At 65.3% G+C, this 17,445-nt stretch carries 18 protein-coding genes; 10 read left to right on the top strand and 8 right to left on the bottom strand.

Translation table 11 applies throughout. From position 1 onward, the window contains the following. Window positions 1–58 precede the first annotated feature (58 nt). Window positions 59–640 carry a hypothetical protein gene (locus F0184_RS16220; RefSeq protein WP_188656279.1) on the top strand — a complete coding sequence of 194 codons (582 nt, stop codon included), beginning with the start codon at window positions 59–61 and terminating at the stop codon, window positions 638–640. 107 nt (window positions 641–747) lie between these two features. On the opposite strand, the gene F0184_RS16215 is transcribed toward F0184_RS16220, so the two are convergent. The 6 genes from F0184_RS16215 to F0184_RS16190 are packed head-to-tail and all read right to left on the bottom strand — an operon-like array spanning window position 748 to window position 5,663. Next, the gene (locus F0184_RS16215) at window positions 748–930 is read right to left on the bottom strand and encodes a hypothetical protein (RefSeq protein ID WP_150497250.1); all 183 of its coding nucleotides are present in this window, start codon (window positions 928–930) and stop codon (window positions 748–750) included. 60 nt (window positions 931–990) lie between these two features. Continuing rightward, window positions 991–2,274: a TRAP transporter large permease gene (locus tag F0184_RS16210; RefSeq protein WP_150497249.1), complete on the bottom strand. Its 1,284-nt coding sequence runs from the start codon at window positions 2,272–2,274 to the stop codon at window positions 991–993. 4 nt (window positions 2,275–2,278) lie between these two features. Beyond that, a complete protein-coding gene (locus F0184_RS16205; protein WP_150497248.1) occupies window positions 2,279–2,773 on the bottom strand; it encodes a TRAP transporter small permease in 495 nt (164 codons plus the stop codon). A gap of 18 nt (window positions 2,774–2,791) precedes the next feature. After that, window positions 2,792–3,781, bottom strand: coding sequence for a C4-dicarboxylate TRAP transporter substrate-binding protein (locus tag F0184_RS16200; protein WP_150497247.1), 990 nt, complete (start codon window positions 3,779–3,781; stop codon window positions 2,792–2,794). 53 nt (window positions 3,782–3,834) lie between these two features. Then, window positions 3,835–4,917 carry an Ldh family oxidoreductase gene (locus F0184_RS16195; protein ID WP_172972142.1) on the bottom strand — a complete coding sequence of 361 codons (1,083 nt, stop codon included), beginning with the start codon at window positions 4,915–4,917 and terminating at the stop codon, window positions 3,835–3,837. A gap of 2 nt (window positions 4,918–4,919) precedes the next feature. Next, window positions 4,920–5,663 carry an SDR family oxidoreductase gene (locus tag F0184_RS16190; protein WP_150497246.1) on the bottom strand — a complete coding sequence of 248 codons (744 nt, stop codon included), beginning with the start codon at window positions 5,661–5,663 and terminating at the stop codon, window positions 4,920–4,922. Window positions 5,664–5,770: 107 nt separating this feature from the next. Between F0184_RS16190 and F0184_RS16185 the strand changes: the two genes are divergently transcribed. Beyond that, complete coding sequence (locus F0184_RS16185; protein WP_206668360.1) at window positions 5,771–6,934, top strand: GntR family transcriptional regulator; 1,164 nt, start codon at window positions 5,771–5,773, stop codon at window positions 6,932–6,934. 84 nt (window positions 6,935–7,018) lie between these two features. Here the strand turns inward: F0184_RS16185 and nikR are convergent, their stop codons facing one another. Continuing rightward, on the bottom strand, window positions 7,019–7,480 hold the full coding sequence (gene nikR / locus F0184_RS16180) for a nickel-responsive transcriptional regulator NikR (protein ID WP_150497245.1): 462 nt from the start codon (window positions 7,478–7,480) through the stop codon (window positions 7,019–7,021). Between the two features lie 122 nt (window positions 7,481–7,602). Between nikR and F0184_RS16175 the strand changes: the two genes are divergently transcribed. The 7 genes from F0184_RS16175 to F0184_RS16145 all read left to right on the top strand — a co-directional run bounded on the left by F0184_RS16175 (window position 7,603) and on the right by F0184_RS16145 (window position 14,176). Beyond that, window positions 7,603–9,171, top strand: coding sequence for an ABC transporter substrate-binding protein (locus F0184_RS16175; protein ID WP_150497244.1), 1,569 nt, complete (start codon window positions 7,603–7,605; stop codon window positions 9,169–9,171). Then, on the top strand, window positions 9,168–10,160 hold the full coding sequence (locus F0184_RS16170; protein ID WP_206668359.1) for an ABC transporter permease: 993 nt from the start codon (window positions 9,168–9,170) through the stop codon (window positions 10,158–10,160). Before F0184_RS16175 ends, F0184_RS16170 begins: the two co-directional genes overlap by 4 nt. After that, complete coding sequence (locus F0184_RS16165; RefSeq protein ID WP_208998518.1) at window positions 10,153–11,022, top strand: ABC transporter permease; 870 nt, start codon at window positions 10,153–10,155, stop codon at window positions 11,020–11,022. The genes F0184_RS16170 and F0184_RS16165 overlap by 8 nt, the downstream gene beginning before the upstream one ends. Further along, a complete protein-coding gene (locus tag F0184_RS16160) occupies window positions 11,022–11,753 on the top strand; it encodes an ATP-binding cassette domain-containing protein (protein ID WP_150497243.1) in 732 nt (243 codons plus the stop codon). Before F0184_RS16165 ends, F0184_RS16160 begins: the two co-directional genes overlap by 1 nt. Next, a complete protein-coding gene (locus tag F0184_RS16155) occupies window positions 11,747–12,370 on the top strand; it encodes an ATP-binding cassette domain-containing protein (RefSeq protein ID WP_150497242.1) in 624 nt (207 codons plus the stop codon). The genes F0184_RS16160 and F0184_RS16155 overlap by 7 nt, the downstream gene beginning before the upstream one ends. Window positions 12,371–12,458: 88 nt before the next feature. Then, complete coding sequence (locus F0184_RS16150; RefSeq protein ID WP_172972133.1) at window positions 12,459–13,418, top strand: serine hydrolase domain-containing protein; 960 nt, start codon at window positions 12,459–12,461, stop codon at window positions 13,416–13,418. 131 nt (window positions 13,419–13,549) lie between these two features. Next, window positions 13,550–14,176 carry a LysE family translocator gene (locus F0184_RS16145; protein ID WP_150497240.1) on the top strand — a complete coding sequence of 209 codons (627 nt, stop codon included), beginning with the start codon at window positions 13,550–13,552 and terminating at the stop codon, window positions 14,174–14,176. Between the two features lie 182 nt (window positions 14,177–14,358). Here F0184_RS16145 and F0184_RS16140 read toward each other — a convergent pair whose 3' ends face one another. Next, on the bottom strand, window positions 14,359–14,796 hold the full coding sequence (locus F0184_RS16140) for a glyoxalase superfamily protein (protein ID WP_150497296.1): 438 nt from the start codon (window positions 14,794–14,796) through the stop codon (window positions 14,359–14,361). A gap of 480 nt (window positions 14,797–15,276) precedes the next feature. Between F0184_RS16140 and F0184_RS16135 the strand changes: the two genes are divergently transcribed. Next, window positions 15,277–17,334, top strand: a complete 2,058-nt coding sequence (locus F0184_RS16135) for a PhoX family protein (RefSeq protein WP_150497239.1) — start codon at window positions 15,277–15,279, stop codon at window positions 17,332–17,334. The last annotated feature ends 111 nt before the right edge of the window (window positions 17,335–17,445 follow it).

Here is a 17,445-nt window from a genome sequence, read left to right as displayed (position 1 = left end):
TCATATGCATCGCCGCCACCAGATGCGAGAGAGGAAAGAAAACTACTGGAGTTTCTGGATGATCCGTCTCGCGCTCGTGTGTCTCGTAGTGGCCATGCCCCTCGGTGCGGTTGCCCAGCATCAGCGCCATTCCCCCTATGCCGGGATGGAAGGCCGTGAGATCAAGAGCCTGTCGCCAGGGGATATCGAGGATTTACGGGCAGGGCGTGGCTGGGGCCTTGCGCTTGCGGCGGAACTCAACGGTGTGCCGGGGCCGGCGCATCTTCTGGAACTGAAAGACCGGATCGGCCTGTCGCCCGGGCAGGGCACCGCCATCGAAGCGATCTTTGCCGCCATGCAGACCGAGGCGCAGGCGGCGGGCGAACGCCTCATCGCGGCAGAGGCGGCCATCGAAGCAGCCTTCCGCACAGGCGATCTGACGCCCGAGCGGTTGCGGACCCTGATCGACACCGCCGCTGACGCTCGGGCGGAACTGCGCTTCATCCATCTCTCGCGTCACCTTGAAACGCCTCCACTGCTGACGGCGGACCAGATCGCGCGCTACAACGACCTGCGGGGCTACGGTGCGGCCGATCCGTGCACGACTGTGCCCGAAGGCCACAATCCGGCGATGTGGCGCCGCCACAACAACTGCGAATGAGGGCCGCCTCACGCAGCCGCTTTTGATCCGCACGCGCGCCGCACTGACCCTTGCCACCCTGGCGCTCGCCGAGCTGCACAGCCTGCTTGTGAAGCGGCTTTATGGCATCACAACCATGCCTTCCAGATCGTCCATTTCGCCGCCAGAAAAAGCGCGCACAAGATTGTCTCGGCCGGGGCGGCGAAATCGTGGCGACCCTTCGCGCCATCCTCGCGCCCGCCCCGTTCGGCGTCGCTCTGCGGCGGCTCGCCGCCGGTCACGGTGGACACAGATTGCACTGGCTCACGCACGGACGCCTTAATCCGTGACAATCCAACGGATTCCCCGGCTAGGGGCCAGGAGGCGCGTTGTCAGCGCGCGAAGAGCGCTTCCGGCAAGAACAGCACCACCCCCGGCACGAAAACCAGGACCAGGGCCACCAGGGTCACGGCGAGAATGAAGGGAAGCGATTCCCGGCTGTAGCTGCCGACCCCGACCTTGATGATTGAGCACACCGCATACATGGCCGCGCCCACAGGCGGGGTGAAGTTGCCGATCGTCGCGGCAACGATGAAGACGATGCCGAAATGCACCGGGTCCGCGCCGAGTTGCCGGGCGAGCGGCAGAAAGATCGGGGTCAGCATGATGATCAGAACGGTGGCATCGACGAGAAGGCCGGCCGCGATCACGATCAGAACCACCAGAACCATGACCAGATGGAGATTGTCGGTCAGCGAGAGGATCCACCGTGACACCACCTCGGGCACCCGGTCCAGCACGATGCCATAGGTGAAGATGGCGGACAGGGCGATCAGGAACATAATTGCTCCGACATCGGCAAGACTGCCTTCCACCGCCTCGATGAATGAGGCGCGGTTCAGTTTGCGGTGGATCGCGATGCCGACGAAGATGGCATAGATCACGGCAAAGGCGCCGATCTCCGAGGGGGTGAACACGCCCATGCGCAGGCCCAGCAGCAAAATCACCGGGAAGAGCAGGGCGAAGATCCCGCCGCGCAGGGCCTGGGTGAACTCGCGCGCGGTTGGACGGGTGTCCCTTTCGGCCGGGTAGCCCCTGCGCCGGGCGGTCAGGGAAACCGTGACGGCAAGAGCGAGCCACAACAGCAGCGCCGGAACGATCCCTGCCGCGAACAGGCGGCCGATCGAGACCTGGCCGATGGTGCCATAAAGGATCATGCCGATGCCTGGCGGGATCAATGGCGTCAAGATGGAGCCGAAGGACAGGACACCGGCGACGAACCCGCGCGACATGCCGCGGTTGACCATGGCCTCGCCGATCATTCGGGACTGCATGGCCGCATCGGCGATCGCCGAGCCCGAAACACCCCCCATCAGCGCCGACAGGGTGAGGGACACTTGGGCAAGCCCTCCGCGCAACCGGCCGGTCAGCACCGATGCCAAGGTCAGGAGCCGCTCGGTGATCCCGGAATGATTGAGGAAATTGCCGGCGATGATGAACAGGGGCACGGCCAGCAGCGCGAAATTCTGGGTCTGGGACACGGTGACCTGCACCGGGATGGTGAGCGGCAGTTCCGGATGCTGCAGGAAATAGGTGGCGCCGGAAATGGCGATGGCGAAAGCAACCGGCATGCCGATCACGAGAAGGAAGACAAAGGTCAAGGCCACGATCAGCATGCGCTCACGCCACCTTTCCGCCGGGACCTGGCCGGTTGTCCCGGCTCCACAGATCGTAAAGCTTGAAACCGGTGGTCATCAGCAGGAGCGCGGCGCCTGCCGGCAGGCTCATGGTCACCAACGCATAGCTGATTTCCGGGATGCCCTGAAACGATCTCGCCCGGCTCACCCAGGACAGGCGGATGCCGGCCCAGATCACGTAGGCCAGAAACCCGGCGATCAGACACAGGTTGACGGTCGCCAATCCGCGCCGCAAGGCCGGGGAAAGGCGCGCTGTGAGAAGATCGATGGACATCAGGGCATCCCGCCGCCAGGCGATGTCGGCGGCGAGAAAACAGGCCCATGCGAACAGGCAGGTTGCGATGTCGATCGTCCAGTTCTGCGGCACGCGCAATAGCCGCGCGATACCGCCGATGAAGATCAGGACAACCATGGTCAGGAGAAAGCTTCCGGCGACAACCGCCTCAAGACGGCCGAGCCATTGGTGCAGTTGTCGCATCGGATGGTATTCCCGTCCCTATTCCTTGCCCATCTCCGAAAGAACCTGACGGCGGGCATCGCCGAGGTTCAAGGCCTCGTAGGCATTTTCACCCGCGGCCCGGAAGGCGGCCATGTCGACCCCCTCGACCACGGTCATTCCCTTGGCCACGAGATCCGCCTTCACCTTTTGTTCGGACTCCAGGATCGCGGCCGAGGTTTCCTGGCCGGCGGTCTTGCATTCCTCGACAAGGATTGCCTGCAGGTCCTCGGGGAGGCCCTCGAACCAGGCGTTTGACACCACCTGGAAGTTCACCAGCATGATGTGTCCGGTTTCCGAAACATGCGACAGGACCTCATAGAAGCGCCCGGCGGGAATGTTGTTGTAGACCAGTTCCACCCCGTCAATGGCGCGCTGCTGAAGACCTGGATACATGTCGCCGAAGGCCATGGCCGTGGGGGCCGCCCCGAGCGCGCTGATCGATTCCTGCCAGATGGGCGCCGGCGGGGTGCGAATACGCAGGCCGTCCAGGTCGTCCGGCGCGGTGATCGGGGTATTGGTGAAGAAGTGCCGGTACCCCTGGACCCAGTCGAAACAGACCACCTTCAGGCCGTGGTCCTTCGCGAGTTCCTCCTGCCAGGCCTGCATGCTGGGCGTGTCCGCGAGCTTGGCGACGTCCTCAAGGCTTTCGGCGAAATAAGGTCCGTTCACGACAGCGATGCTGGGCACATAGTTGCCCAGTCGGGCCGCGTCGGTGTTCTGGCCGACATTGGCGCCTTGGCGCATTTGCTCGATGATGTCTTCCTCGACACCAAGTTGGGCGCTGTGGAACACGTCGATTTTCAGCCGGCCATCGGAGCGCTCGGCGACCCGCTCCGCCCATTGGGTGAAGCCTTGATGATAGGGTTCGCTCGGCCCCAGAACATGGTTGAAGCGCAATGTGTAGTCCTGCGCGGTAGCGGGGGCGGCCACCCCCAGGCCGGTGACAACCGCCGCGACGGCCGCGATCACGCTCTTATGTTTGCTCATGTTTCTTCCTCCTCCGTTGGTCCGCGGGTCCTCCTCCCGCGGTCTGCGTTTGCTCAGCCGGCGGTCAATCCCGCCGGAAGCGCTATTCCGTAGGTTTGCGACAGCGCGTGAAAGGCGATCTGGGTGTCCCGGTCGATCGGGATCCCCCGTGCGGCACGGCTGTCGGCCTCCGCCCATTCCCGGTCCCCGGGTGCAAGCACGCTTGCGCCGATCGCGGGGCGGGACGCGCGCAGGGCCGCCAGATAGCGCGCCATGCCCGCTTCGAAGTCGCCTTGGGGCAGAAAGGCATCGGGGCGAATTGCCAGGACGAAGGCCCCAAGATTGCGCGGCGTGGTGTAGTCCGGGCCGCCCATGGGCGGAATTTCCGGGCTGAACCGGGCACCCGACAGGCCGGCGCTGAGAATTTCCGCCATCCCGGCAAGGGCCGCTCCCTTGAAACCGAAAGCACCGCCCAGAGGCGCCAGCATCTCCGCCAGATCCGGATCCTTCGTGTCCCGGCCCGCCTCATCGGATGCCACCCCGGCGGGCAAATCGCGCCCAAGACTGCGATACAGCTGAACCCGGTTGAAGGGAACGGCGCTGGTGGCCATGTCGAGCAGCCAGGGATGGCGACCGCCAGATGGGGCGGCCATCGCGATCGGATTGGTCCCGTGAAACCGTTCGGCGCCCTCGTGGAGCCGGACAAAACTGTCCGAATTGCCCATGACGATGCCGATGCATCCCCGCTCGCTCGCCTTCACCGCGAAAGCGCCGGCTGGACCGAAATGGGAGCTGCGGCGGATCGCGACCGCCCCGATGCCGTACCGCTCCGCGAGCCGGACCGCGTGTTCCATCCCCTCATAGGTGGCGTGCGCGCCATGGGCGTCGCCCGCGTCCAGCGTCGCGACCGCGCCGAAACCGTTTGTCAGGTGCAGGGTCGGAGCCTTGTTCAGACGCCCCCCCGAAAACGCCTCGACATAGTGCGGCAGCAGCCGGATCCCGTGGCTGTCGATACCCAGCCGCGACCCGTGCAGCATCGCGGCGGTCGCAGCTTTCCGGCTCGCGGCGCAAACACCGACCGCAGCCAGAACGGATACGGAGAAATCCGCCAGACCGGCGGCGGGCACATGCGGCAGACTGAGCCCGGGTGGCGGCAGGTTCACAGCGTTTGCCCCCCATCCGCGACATAGACGGCGCCGGTGGTAAAGGCCGCCTCGTCCGAGGCAAGATGGACGATCAGCGCGGCCATTTCCTCGGGGCGGCCCAGCCGGCCCATGGGTTGCCGTGCGACAAAGGCGGCCCGCATCGCCGCCGGGTCGGGCGCATCCGCGATCCGCTCCTCCAAGGAGGGCGACAAGGTGGTGCCCGGGCAGACAGCAATGCAGCGGATGCCGCGGTCGATATAGTCGCGGGCAATCGACTTTGTCAGGCCGATCACCGCCGCCTTGGAGGCTCCGTAGGCCGCCCGATTGGGGACGCCGGTCACGCTGGAGGCCACGGAGGCGACATTGATGATGACCCCGCGGCCGCGCTCCAGCATGCCGGGAAGCACTGCCCGCGCGGTCCGGTATATTGATGTGGCGTTCTGGTCGAAGCTTTTTGCCCAATCGTCGGCCGAGCATTCGAGCAGGCTTCCGGTGTGCACCCAACCCGCCGCGTTGACGAGGATATCCACGACCTGGTCCGGCTCCAGAAGCCGGTCGATAGCGGCTTGGTCGGTGACGTCAAGGGCGGCGACTTCGATCCGCGCGTCCAGGCCGGGCAGATCGTCGAGCTTTGCCCTCGTCCGGCTGGTGGCCAGAACATTCGCGCCGGCGGCGGCCAGTGCCAGCGCGGCTGCCCGGCCGATCCCCTGGCCCGCGCCGGTCACCACCGCCGTCCTGCCGGCAATCCGAGGCGCCATGCTTTTCGTTCCTTGAGTTTTGGGTAACACTAAATCGTACTTTGTACACACTAGACGTTTTTACGAGGGGTTGCAAGCGGTTCAGTTTTCTCCTTTTGGGAAAATCGATGGCCCGTCTTTCAAATCGGACCCGGCTCGGCGAAAATGAAACAGGGATCCGCGGGCTGAAGGCAGGGACAGATTTGACCATGAGGGCGATTGACGGGACGCGGGATCGCGGCGGGGAAGCGGACCGGGCAGGGGACATGCGGGAGATGGACGCGCTGACCAAATCCGGCGCGCGATTGCGCCTGCACGAAAGGGTGCATCGGATCCTGACCGAGGAAATTGCATCCGGCGTGCTGCCTCCCGGGGCGCGGCTGATGGAGACACGGGTGGCCAGCCGGTTCGGGATCAGCCGCCCGCCGGCGCGCCAGGCCTTGTCCGTGCTTGTCGGGGAGGGGCTGCTGGACCCGGCGGGCCGGCGCGGATTTGTCGTCGCGCCGGGCGCCCGCGAAGCCGCGATCCTGGTCGCCGGTCAGGGGGGGCGAAAAGGGGGAGGTCCCGTCGGCGCCTTCGACGGTGGCCCGCTCGAGGCAGCGGCCAGTTGGGAAGGGATTTACGACGAAATCGAAAGCACGATCGTTGCCCGGACCGCCTTCGCCTCCTGGCGGGTGATCGAGGCTGAACTGGCACGGGCCTATGGCGTCAGCCGGACGGTGGCCCGTGACGTGATCGCGCGGCTCAACCAGCGTGGCATCCTTCGCAAGGACGGGCGCGGTCACTGGATCGCGCCGGGTTTGACCCCGGACCATGTCGGTGAACTCTACGAACTCCGCTGGGTTCTGGAGCCGGCTGCGCTCGTCAACGCCTTTCCGCGCATTCCCAAAGACCTGGCGCAGGGGCTTCTGGACGTTCACTTGGAGGCGCTGGGCAGCTCCTCCGAGCTTGACGGCGCCGCACTGGACCGCCTGGAGACCGAGATTCACGTGACGCTTCTAGGGTTTTGCGGAAATGGCATCCTGATGGAGACGTTGCGGCACTATCAGTCGCTGTTGATCGCCCATAGCTTTCTTTATGAGTGCGCACCGCAGCTTTATCCTGTGGAACCCTTCCTTCCGGAGCATATCACCATTCTCGAGCATGTGGTGGGCGGCAACGAGGAAGGGGCCGCGCGGGCTCTGGAAGATCATCTGAAGTCGTCCCTCGACCGGGCCATCCACCGGATCGCCGCCGTTTCCAGGAACTTTCAGCCCGCGCCGGTCTCCTATCTTCAGCCCCTCAACGGCTAGGGCTTGGGCCGTTTCGGCAAGGCCCCCGCTTTGCATCTGAATTCCGCCCTGCACCCGGTGTGACCCGGTGCCGGCAGGGGGCGCTCAGAAACGGTCGGCGATTTGCAGGTGACGGTGCATGTGGCCGTCGCCGTGGCTGTGCGCCGTGCCATCTTCCGCAAGCGGGACGAGCGTCAGCCGGCCATGCTTGACCCCCCGCTCCAGAAACAGGGTGTTGGCGATTGCCTCGACGTCGCCGACAGGCCCCTTCAGGACCGTGACCTCAAGGGAACTGGAATGATCAACCGGAACCGACAGGGCGGCCGCGACCCGGTTGTGGTGGTCCTGGCGCACCTTCGGAACCTTTAGCCCCAGATCGCGCATGCCCGGATCAAGCGCGTAGCTTGCCACGCCAATGCACTGGGCATCCCGGGGTGCCTTCGGGCTGAGACTGCGCGCGACCAGATCGCGGATCGCTTCCGACCTGTTGGTCGCACCGCAGACCTCCATGTGGGAATCGATCTCGGCCAGCAGGCTGTCATCCAGAGTGATTGTTATGCGTTTCATGATGAATCTCTTGCGGATTTTCTCTCAGCATCGGGTGAACTCGCGCCCCAGGCAATCACCGATTGACAAAAACTGCATCTTAGGTATGAAAAAATAATAAGAAATTCATACTAGCAGTCGTCATGAAATACATTCCCCTCGCCGCCATCGCCCTGTCCCTCGCGGCCGTTCAACCGGTCCCTGCCGAGGCGCGCTCCCTAGTGCTCGCGGTCGGCGGCGAACCGGACGCCGGCTTTGATCCGATCATGGGCTGGGGCCGCTATGGCAATCCGCTTTTTCAGGCAACGCTCCTGCGGCGCGGTGCCGGTCTGGAACTGGAAGGCGATCTCGCCACGTTCTGGGAATTGTCGGAGGACCGGCTGACCTGGCGGATCGTGCTGCGCGAAGATGCGCGCTTTTCTGATGGCACGGCGCTGACCGCCGAGGATGTCGCCTTCACCTTCAACACCGCGCGTGACGCAGGCGGACTGGCTGATCTGAGCGTTTTGGCGCAAGCCCGGGCCACCGGCCCCAACACGGTCGAACTGCACCTTCGCCAGCCACGGATCACATTTATCAGCCACCTCGCTTCTCTGGGCATCGTGCCCGCTTCCGCCTATGGCGAGACCTATTCCCGCGAACCGCTGGGGGCTGGTCCGTTCCGTATGGTCGAATGGCGCGAGGGAGAGCAGCTGGTAGTGGAGCCGAATCCCCACTGGCATGGCGGAGCCAGCCCTTTCGAGCGCGTCAGTTTCGTCTTTGGCGGGGAAGAAACGAATCTCTCCCTGGCCCGAACGGGCGAGGCGCATCTGGTCGCGGTGCCGCCGATCCAGGCGGATTGGGCTCCCGCCGGCATGCGGGTGCTGCATGTGGAGACTGTTGACAACAGGGGGGTGATGTTCCCGATGGTGCCGGACGAGGGGCAGACCACGGATGCCGGACATCCCATCGGCAACGATGTGACCGCCGATCCGGCGATCCGCCGGGCCGTGAACCTGGCGCTGGATCGGGAGGCCCTCGTGCAGTTGGCGCTCGCCGGACATGGCCGGCCGGCCTATGGTCCGGCCGACGGGCTGCCCTGGGACAATCCAGCCGGATATCTGCCAGGTGCCGACCCGATCGCGGCGGCGGCCGTTCTGGAGGCCGCCGGCTGGCAGGACGCAAACGGTGACGGCATTGTGGAGCGCGGCGATCTCAGGGCGGAGTTCACCATTGTGTATCCGGCCTCCGACAGCACCCGGCAGGCGCTTGCCCTTGGGGCCGCGCAACAACTGCAGGCGATCGGCATCGATGCCAAGCCCTCCGGACGGAGCTGGGACGAGATCGAGGTCATGATGCACGCCAACGCCGTGGTCTTCGGATGGGGCGCCCACGATCCGCTCGAGATATACAGCCTCTACCATTCCTCGAACGCGGGGCTGGGGTGGGTGAATACCGGCTTTTATTCGAACCCGACGGTCGATGCGTATCTGGAGGCCGCCGAGGCGGCGAACAGTTTCGAGGCATCGCTCCCGATGTGGCAGGCGGCCCAATGGGACGGATCCACCGGGTTTGGCGCCCGGGGGGATGCCGCCTGGGCCTGGCTTGTGAATCTTGAGCATAGCTATTGGGTCTCCGAGTGCCTCGACACCGGAGCGAGCCAGATTCACCCGCATGGACACGGGTTTCCGATCACCTGGAACCTGCAAGACTGGCGCTGGACCTGCCAGTGAAAGGCTGGCTGGTTCCTTTGCTCTATGACCGGGCGGTGCGGCTCTTGTGGCTCGTGCCGCTTGCGTCGGTGGGCCTCTTCACGCTGGTGTCGCTCGCGCCCATCGATCCAGTGCAGGCCTATGTCGGCGCGCGCGTTGCCTTGGTCGGGCCGGAACAGCGCGAGGCCATAGCGGCGGTATGGGGGCTCGATGCGCCGGCGCATGAACGTTTCCTGGTGTGGGCAGGCAACGCGCTGTCCGGCGATCTGGGCGATTCGATCACCTTCAATGCCCCGGTCACACAGGTCATAGCGGACCGGTTTCCAGCTTCGCTGACGCTTGTCGGTGCGGCGTTCTTGTTCTCCTTCGCGGCCGGGACCGCGCTGGGCCTGATCGCCGCGGCGACACGCGGGCGCTGGCCCGACCGGATCATCCGGGGTGTCGCGGTCGTTCTGGCGGCCAGTCCGGGTTTCTGGATCGCGCTGCTGCTGATCGCGATCTTCGCCGTTGGCCTCGGTCTGCTTCCGGCCTGCTGCGCGGCACCGCCGGGCCTGACCGCGGCAGAGGTGGGTCTTGCCGACCGTTTGCAACATCTGGTCCTGCCGGTCGTGGCCGTGTCGGTCGTCGGCATTTCGCCGCTGATCCTTCATACCCGCCAGCGCCTTGTGGCCTTCCTCGACAGCCCGGCCGGCAGCCATCTGGCAGCGCATGGGGCCGGACGGGTCTGGCTGGCCTTCGGGCCCGGGCTGCGCCATGCCCTTGGGCCCGCTTTGACGGTTCATCTTGCAGGCGCCGGCGAACTGTTTGGCGGATCGGTGCTGGCCGAAACCGTGTTCGCATGGCCGGGGCTGGGGCAGGCGACGGTTCAGGCCGCATTGGGCGCGGATGCGCCGTTGCTGATGGGTATCGCGCTGGCGACCCTGCTGTTCGTTTTCATTGGCAATCTTCTGGCCGATGTCGCCGCGCGCGTGCTCGACCCGCGTCTGCGGCCGGAGGCGCGCCATGACTGAAACCATCATGCAACAGTGCGCCGGTGCGCCGCAGGACATGCCTGTGCGGCGCGGTGCGGCCAGACGCCAGCTTGTTCGGCGCGGGGCGGTTGTCGCGGGAATTCTGGCCCTGGTGACCGCTGCCCCGTTTCTGCCTCTCGACCCGCTTCATCTGAACCCCGCGGCGCGTGGGCTCGGTCCCTCGTTGGCGGCCCCCTTCGGCACCGACCTGCTGGGCCGCGACGTTCTTGCCCGCACGCTGACCGCGCTCGCCGTGAGCGCTCAGGTGGGCCTTGCCGCAGCCGCGATTTCTACCCTGATTGCCGTGACGCTGGCACTCGCCGCGACCTTCAGCCGGCTGGCCGAACGCGCGGTCGGAGTGTTGACCGAACTGGCTTTGGGGCTGCCGCATTTCGTGCTGGTTCTGATGGTGGCCTATGCGGCGGGCGGCGGGATGTCCGGGGTCATTCTGGGTGTTGCGCTGACACATTGGCCCCGGCTCTGCCGTGTTCTGCGGCATGAGGCCCAGACCGTCGCGGCCGCCGACTACGTGCGGATCTCGCGCGCCCTGGGCCGCTCCCGGTTCTGGGTGGCCCGGTATCACCTTGCGCCCCATTTGCTGCCCCAAGTGGTCGTGGGTTTCGTCTTGATCTTCCCGCATGCGATCCTGCATGAGGCGGGTCTGTCCTTCATCGGTCTGGGCATCGAGCCGCATCTGCCCTCGATTGGGGTGATGCTCGCCGATTCGCTGCGCGGCCTGATGGCTGGCCACTGGTGGGTAGCCGTGTTTCCCGGTCTAGGCCTCGTTTTTCTGGCGCTCTCTTTCGAAGTCTTTGGCGAGTCGCTTCGCCGCGCCGCCGATCCGGTGGACGGGGGAGCCTAATGCTGGAAATCGAAGATCTATGTGTCCGGTTCCGGCGCCACAGGGCACCGATGCTCACCGTCCTTGAGCACCTCGACCTGGCCGCGCCATCCGGTGCCGTCACCGGGCTTTGCGGCGCATCGGGGGCCGGGAAAAGCCTGATCGCCGCCGCGATCGCCGGCACCTTGCCGCGAAATGCCGAGGCAACGGGAAGGATAACCGTCGGCGGTAAAATCCCCGCGCCTCAAACGGTCGCGCTGGCGCCGCAGGGCCTGGATGCCCTTGACCCGCTTGCGCGCATCGGAACCCAGCTGGCCCGTTTTGCCCGGCTTGGGGGCACATCGGTGGATGCGCCCGACCTTCTCTCCCGCCTCGGTTTGGCGCCTCGCGTCCTTGACGCATGGCCGCATGAACTGTCGGGGGGGATGGCCCGGCGGGCCTGCCTTGCCACGGCACTTGCCACCAGCGCGCGATGGCTCATTGCGGATGAGCCGACATCGGGTCTGGATGCGGCCAGCGCGGACCGCATCATGGCGCTGATGGCGGACCTGGCGGCCGAGGGCTACGGGATCATCGTCATCAGCCATGACCTGCCGCGCCTTTCGTCGGTTTCCCGGACCGTCACTGTGCTGGAGGCTGGCCGCCCGGTCGAGACCGCGCCGGGCAAGGCCTTTTCCGGGGATGGCGCAGCGCTCGCCCACCCGTTCTCCCGCAGGCTCTGGCAGGCGCAGGAGGTGGGGGCATCGTGCTGAAAGCCACCGCGATCACCCATCGCTTCGGTGCTGTCAAAGTGCTGGACCATGCCGATCTCTTCCTGGCACCTGGGCAGATTGCAGGACTGGTGGGACCATCCGGCACCGGCAAGTCGACGCTCGGGCGCATTCTTGCGGGTCATCTTGCGCCGTTGTCAGGGCATATCGAGGCTGATGGCGCGCCAGTCGGCTTTGGTCCGGGCCGGCCGTGTCCTGTGCAATACGCCCCGCAGGCTTCGGAACTGTCCATCGACCCGCGCTGGCGGGTGGGGCGAATTCTGGAAAACGGCGGCGCTCCCGATCAGGGAATGCTGGAAGCACTCGGGATCCGTCCCGAATGGCGGGACCGATTTCCGCGTGAACTCTCGGGCGGTGAACTGGCGCGGGTGTCGCTTGCCCGCCTCGTCCTGCCAACGACCCGCTATCTGATCTGCGACGAGATCACCGCGCCCTTGGACGCGCTTTCCGCCGAAGACATGATGACCGCCTTGAGAGCGCTCGCCCGGCGCGGAATGGGGATCTTGGTGATCAGCCACAACTACGGCTTTTTGAGACGGCATGCGGATCTGGTCATGCAACTTCAGCACGGCAAATTCGCTCCTGCCGGGATTGCGTGAAAAAGGTTCCCGGGGGGCGTCACAAGGCCATTGACGGCTGCGGAAGTCCGGTTCGTAGATGGCAAGTCAGAAAAACAGGGTGGCGGTGATGCGTTTTGCAACGCTCTTGATGGTTTGGCTTTTGGCGTTCGGCTCTGCCGGACCGTTGAAAGCGGATCCGTTTGTCAGGCTGATCGGGCAGGGCGATACCTTCGCCGTCGTCGAGGCAGGATCGGGCGCGGCGGCCGACACACCGTTTGCCATCGCCTCCCTCGGCAAGACCTTTACCGCCGTGGCCGTGCTCCGGCTGGTGCAGCGCGGGGCGTTCGGACTGGACGACGAGGTCGCGCGTCTTGTTCCGCCGTCGACCACAGACCTGTTCGGCGGCTTGCCGGGCGTGCGCCTGCGCCACCTTCTGACCATGACGAGCGGCTTGCCCGACTACATGGACGATGCGTGGCTGGACGCGGTGCTGGAAGATCCGGCGGTCGTTCAGACAACTGACGGTGCGCTGCGCGCCGCCGGTGGACGTCCGGCGTTGTTTGCTCCCGGCGAGCGGTTCGACTATTCGAACACGAACTACGTGCTTCTGGGCGCGATACTGGAGCGTGCGACCGGCTTGTCCTACGCGGCGGTGCTGGAGGCAGAGGTATTCGAGCCGGCGGGGCTGACCGATAGCTTCGTCTTTGGCAGCCGTCCGCTTCCGCCTCCCTTCGGCCAGGGCCATTCGGCCGCCAGTCTGGTGCGCCGCTATTATTCCGGCGCCGGTTTGGGAGATGGAGGGGTTATCGCCTCCGCCCGGGATGTCGCCCGCTTCTACCGGGCGCTGTTTGCCGAACGCAGTCTTCTGCCAGACGATCTGCTCACTGCGATGATGGCCGATCCTGCCGGAGAGAGGTATGGTATGGGCATCGAGATCGAGGACGGCATCGCGGGGCATTCGGGCGGCGATCTGGGCTATTCTTCAGATGCGTGCATGGATCTGGCAAGCGGCCTTGTGGCGGTCGAACTGGTCGCGGCCGAGGATGCCATCACCGATTGGGCCTGGGATCAGGCAAACCGGCGATAGGCCGCCGGTTTCGCCGCTGCGGATCCCGGTCATTCAGGCCAACGCCCCGCTTCTTGCTCCCGCGTGGCTTTTCTGAGGATCGAGCCTTTTACTTTGGGGACCAAAAACGACTTTGTCTTGCTGGAGGTTGCGTGATTCCAATCGACGTTTTGAGCGTGTTTTTCGTGGCGGCGCTGGCACTGGGCGCTGCACCGGGACCTGACAATCTATTCGTTCTGACCCAGTCCGCGCTTCATGGCAGGATGGCGGGCTTTGTCGTGACGCTTGGCCTGTGCAGCGGCCTGCTGGTCCACACGGCAGCCGTTGCGCTCGGTGTTGCCGCGATTTTTGAAACCTCCGCCGCCGCCTTCACCGCGCTCAAAGTCCTTGGTGCGGGCTATCTGCTCTACCTGGCCATTGGTGCCTGGCGGGCCGGGGCCACGGGGATCGGCAATGGGGCGGCACCCAAATTGCCGCTTGCGGCGCTGTACAGGCGCGGCATTGTCATGAATGTGACCAACCCGAAGGTGGCAATCTTCTTCCTGGCGTTTCTGCCGCAATTCGCCGACCCGGCACATGGATCGGTCGCGCTTCAGATCGGCCTGCTCGGGGTTGTTTTCATTGCGGCCACCGTGATGGTTTTTGGGGCGGTCGCACTGTTTGGCGGCACAATTGGCGGGTTTCTGCGCAAGGCCGACTGGGCCCACCGGGCGCTCAACCGGGCGGCATCCTTGGTGTTCGCCGGGCTTGCCGCCCGTTTGCTGTTGACTGAGCGATAGCTTTCCAGCCGGCCAATTTGGGAGCGGGAGCGCTTGCCATCTCCATGTTGCAGGCCTTGCTCAAAGCCAACGGCCGGCTTGCTCCGCAGGGCCACCCGCTTGGCGCTACCGCAATTTTCCCCCGAATGACCCCCGCAGGCTTCTGGCTTGCGGGGGATACCTGGTTCGGTAGAGGCAGGCTTTTAGATGGACAGAGAAATGTGCGGAACGCCATCGGAGGTGTGTTCGCGGGTCCTGCCGTCCGGCCCGAGCGTGCCGGCGATCCGCTTGCGCAACACCGAGAAGCTGGCGAACTTCGATACGTTCACCGGCCGCTCGAGGTCGAACGACAATCGGGTCCAGCCTGGGCGGCTTGCTTCGGCGCCCACGACAGTTGCCTTGAAAGCATGGCCCAGATACCGGCCTTCCACTTCGTCTCCAAGCCCGGGCAGAACGGTTCCTGCACGGGAGATCGCCGCGTGCAGCGTGTTCCAGTCCCGGTAGCCATGTTGGGCGGCGACCAATTCCAACGCCTTGGCATGGCTGATGGCCGTCCCGTCGGCTTGAAGGCTTGCCCTCAGCCGTTTGGCTTGCGATTTCGCTGCCGTGACGGTGGGCATGGATATTCTTGAGATCGACATGTCTTGTCGCTCCACTTTGGCGCGGGCAAACAAGGTGGATGGGTTCCGCGTTGCCATCCGCGCTCCGCGCGGGTGCATACAAGCGTGTCGCTGGCAGAACTTCACCGGATTATGCGGAAGGCAGGCGTCTGCAGCCGGGTACGAGATGGGTAATCCAGATCGCCTTGTCAAGGGGCTTGATCCCTGTTCGGCTTCGGGGGGCAGGCATTAAATCCAACGGGTAACGACATCTTGGGCAACTGACCAGGGCTCCGGTTCGGCGTGTTTTCCAAAGGCGGGCGGGCAAGCCGGATGCCGCTGCGGCGCGGTGCAAGATGCGCCGGGCGCGCGCAAACACAGAAAAATTCGCGGGCTAATCAAATATTCACGAACGGTGGCAAGATGTCGCCGGTTCTGGTCATGGCGGTGTCACAACATGTTGCTAACGAAAACACAGCGATTGAAGAAGTCGCGTTTCCGACACATTACAGGGAGCCAGAGATGAAAGATCTCGAGCAAGATTACCCCGATTATACCGAGGCAATGGGCTATGAGCATGGCGACGAGCCGCAGTGCAACAACTCCGACAACCGCAACTTCTACGACGTGATGGAGGCCCGCGTCGCGCGCCGCGGCTTCCTGATGGGAGGGCTCGCCACCGTCGCCACCGGCCTGATAGGCGGCACGCTGACCGGCAAGGCGGCGCTTGCCCAGTCCACCTCGTCGCTGATCGGGTTCACCGCGGTGCCGGTGAGCTTCGAGGACACCGTGGTCGTGCCCGAGGGCTACAGCTTCCAGATCCTTGGTGCGCTCGGCGAGCCGATCTCTGGCGACATGCCTGCCTATCGCCCCGGCGCCAACACCGGCGCCGAAAGGGAGCACCAGATCGGCCAGTGCCACGACGGGATCCACTATTTCCCGATCGAAGGCTCCTCCGAGGATGGCCTGCTCGTCCTGAACCACGAATATATCGAGCCGCGCTTCCTGCACGCCGAGAAGGAAGGCTACAAGGGCGTGGCGCATGACAAGCGCAGCGTCGTCTACGACGCCGATGGCATGCGCGACGACGACGAGGTGCGCATGGAGATCGCCTCCCACGGCATCTCGGTCTACCGCACCGCAAAGCAGTCCGACGGCCAGTGGGCCATCGTCGCCGACCCGCACAACCGCCGGATCACCGCGAACACCCCGATGGAGATCGGCGGCCCGGTCCGCGGCTCGTCGCTCGTGCGCACCAAGTACAGCCCCGATGGCACGGCGACCCGCGGCACGGTCAACAACTGCGCCCATGGCGTGACGCCGTGGAACACCTACCTCGCCGCCGAGGAGAACTGGGCCGGCTATTTCTCGAACACCACCGAGCTCGACCAGAAGCCCGACCTGCCGCGCGAGCATGCCCGCTACGGCGTCTCGACCAACCCGAACGGCGGCCGCTACGGCTGGCACAAGGCCAAGTCGGGCGCCGACGAGTACGTCCGCTGGGACGCGACCACGCGCGGCGCCTCGGCCGCCGAGGACTACCGCAACGAGCCCAACACCTATGGCTGGATGGTCGAGATCGACCCGTTCGACCCCGAGAGCACCCCGGTCAAGCGCACCCATCTGGGCCGCTTCGCCCATGAGGGCGTGGTCTTCGCTCCGGTCGTCGAGGGCGCGCCGGTCGTCTGCTACTCCGGCGACGACGCACGCTTCGAATACATCTACAAGTTCGTCTCCGACGACGTGTTCGTGCCGGGCGATACGGATGGCTCGATCCTCGACAGCGGCACGCTCTATGTAGCGAAGTTCAACGACGACGGCACCGGCGAGTGGCTAGCGCTGGCGCCGGGCCGCAACGGGCTTACGCCGGCCAACGGTTTCGCCGATCTGGCCGACATCCTGGTCAACACCCGTCTTGCGGGCGACCATGTCGGCGCGACCAAGATGGACCGCCCGGAATGGGGCACCGTCGATCCCAACACCGGCACGCTCTTCTTCGCGCTGACCAACAACTCGCGCCGGACGCAGGCGCAGACGGACGCGGTCAACCCGCGCGCCGAGAACAACTTCGGCCAGATCGTGCGCTGGAACTACGAGAACAACGACCACACCAAGGCGTCGTTCGAGTGGGACCTGTTCGTGCTCGCCGGAAACGCGCGGAACTCGGCGCTCGCCACCGGCGGCGCGCTGAACGACGACAGCATCTTCGCCTGCCCGGACGGGCTGTGGTGCGACGGCGATTCGCGTCTCTGGATCCAGACGGACATGGGCGATCTCGGGCCGGACTATGAAGGCCCGCTGAAGGACTTCGGCATGAACGGCATGCTCGCCGCAAACCCGGCCACGGGCGAGATCAAGCGCTTCCTGACCGGACCCTGGGGGCAGGAAACCACGGGCGTCGTCGCCACGCCGGACGGCAAGACGATGTTCATCAACTTCCAGCACCCCGGCGCCCATGCCTCGGCAGAGCAGTTCGCGGCGGGCGATTTCGGCTCGGGCTTCCCCGACTACGACGGCACGGTCCCGCGGTGTGCCACGGTGGTCATCACCAAGGACGACGGCGGCTTCATAGGCACCTGACGCCGGATGCCCGAATTCGTGGAAGGCGTGCCTCCGGGCACGCCTTCTTGCATGAGCGGGCAGCGTTGTCTGCCGTCCTGAGGAAGGGCAAGGTCAGGACCTGCCGCCCTG

It is taken from the genome of Roseibium aquae (genome assembly GCF_008711285.1).
GTDB lineage: Bacteria > Pseudomonadota > Alphaproteobacteria > Rhizobiales > Stappiaceae > Roseibium > Roseibium aquae.
The sequence above is the reverse complement of the archived record's forward strand: the minus strand, read 5'-3'. Positions and strand labels throughout refer to the sequence as shown.

Coding starts and splice junctions, on each gene's coding strand:
- F0184_RS16160 (WP_150497243.1), top strand. CDS start 11,022: ATGCTGGAAATCGAAGATCTATGTGTCCGGTTCCGGCGCCACAGGGCA.
- F0184_RS16220 (WP_188656279.1), top strand. CDS start 59: ATGATCCGTCTCGCGCTCGTGTGTCTCGTAGTGGCCATGCCCCTCGGT.
- F0184_RS16210 (WP_150497249.1), bottom strand. CDS start 2,274: ATGCTGATCGTGGCCTTGACCTTTGTCTTCCTTCTCGTGATCGGCATG.
- nikR (WP_150497245.1), bottom strand. CDS start 7,480: ATGAAACGCATAACAATCACTCTGGATGACAGCCTGCTGGCCGAGATC.
- F0184_RS16175 (WP_150497244.1), top strand. CDS start 7,603: ATGAAATACATTCCCCTCGCCGCCATCGCCCTGTCCCTCGCGGCCGTT.
- F0184_RS16205 (WP_150497248.1), bottom strand. CDS start 2,773: ATGCGACAACTGCACCAATGGCTCGGCCGTCTTGAGGCGGTTGTCGCC.
- F0184_RS16140 (WP_150497296.1), bottom strand. CDS start 14,796: ATGTCGATCTCAAGAATATCCATGCCCACCGTCACGGCAGCGAAATCG.
- F0184_RS16150 (WP_172972133.1), top strand. CDS start 12,459: ATGCGTTTTGCAACGCTCTTGATGGTTTGGCTTTTGGCGTTCGGCTCT.
- F0184_RS16165 (WP_208998518.1), top strand. CDS start 10,153: ATGACTGAAACCATCATGCAACAGTGCGCCGGTGCGCCGCAGGACATG.
- F0184_RS16190 (WP_150497246.1), bottom strand. CDS start 5,663: ATGGCGCCTCGGATTGCCGGCAGGACGGCGGTGGTGACCGGCGCGGGC.
- F0184_RS16135 (WP_150497239.1), top strand. CDS start 15,277: ATGAAAGATCTCGAGCAAGATTACCCCGATTATACCGAGGCAATGGGC.
- F0184_RS16185 (WP_206668360.1), top strand. CDS start 5,771: ATGGCCCGTCTTTCAAATCGGACCCGGCTCGGCGAAAATGAAACAGGG.
- F0184_RS16200 (WP_150497247.1), bottom strand. CDS start 3,781: ATGAGCAAACATAAGAGCGTGATCGCGGCCGTCGCGGCGGTTGTCACC.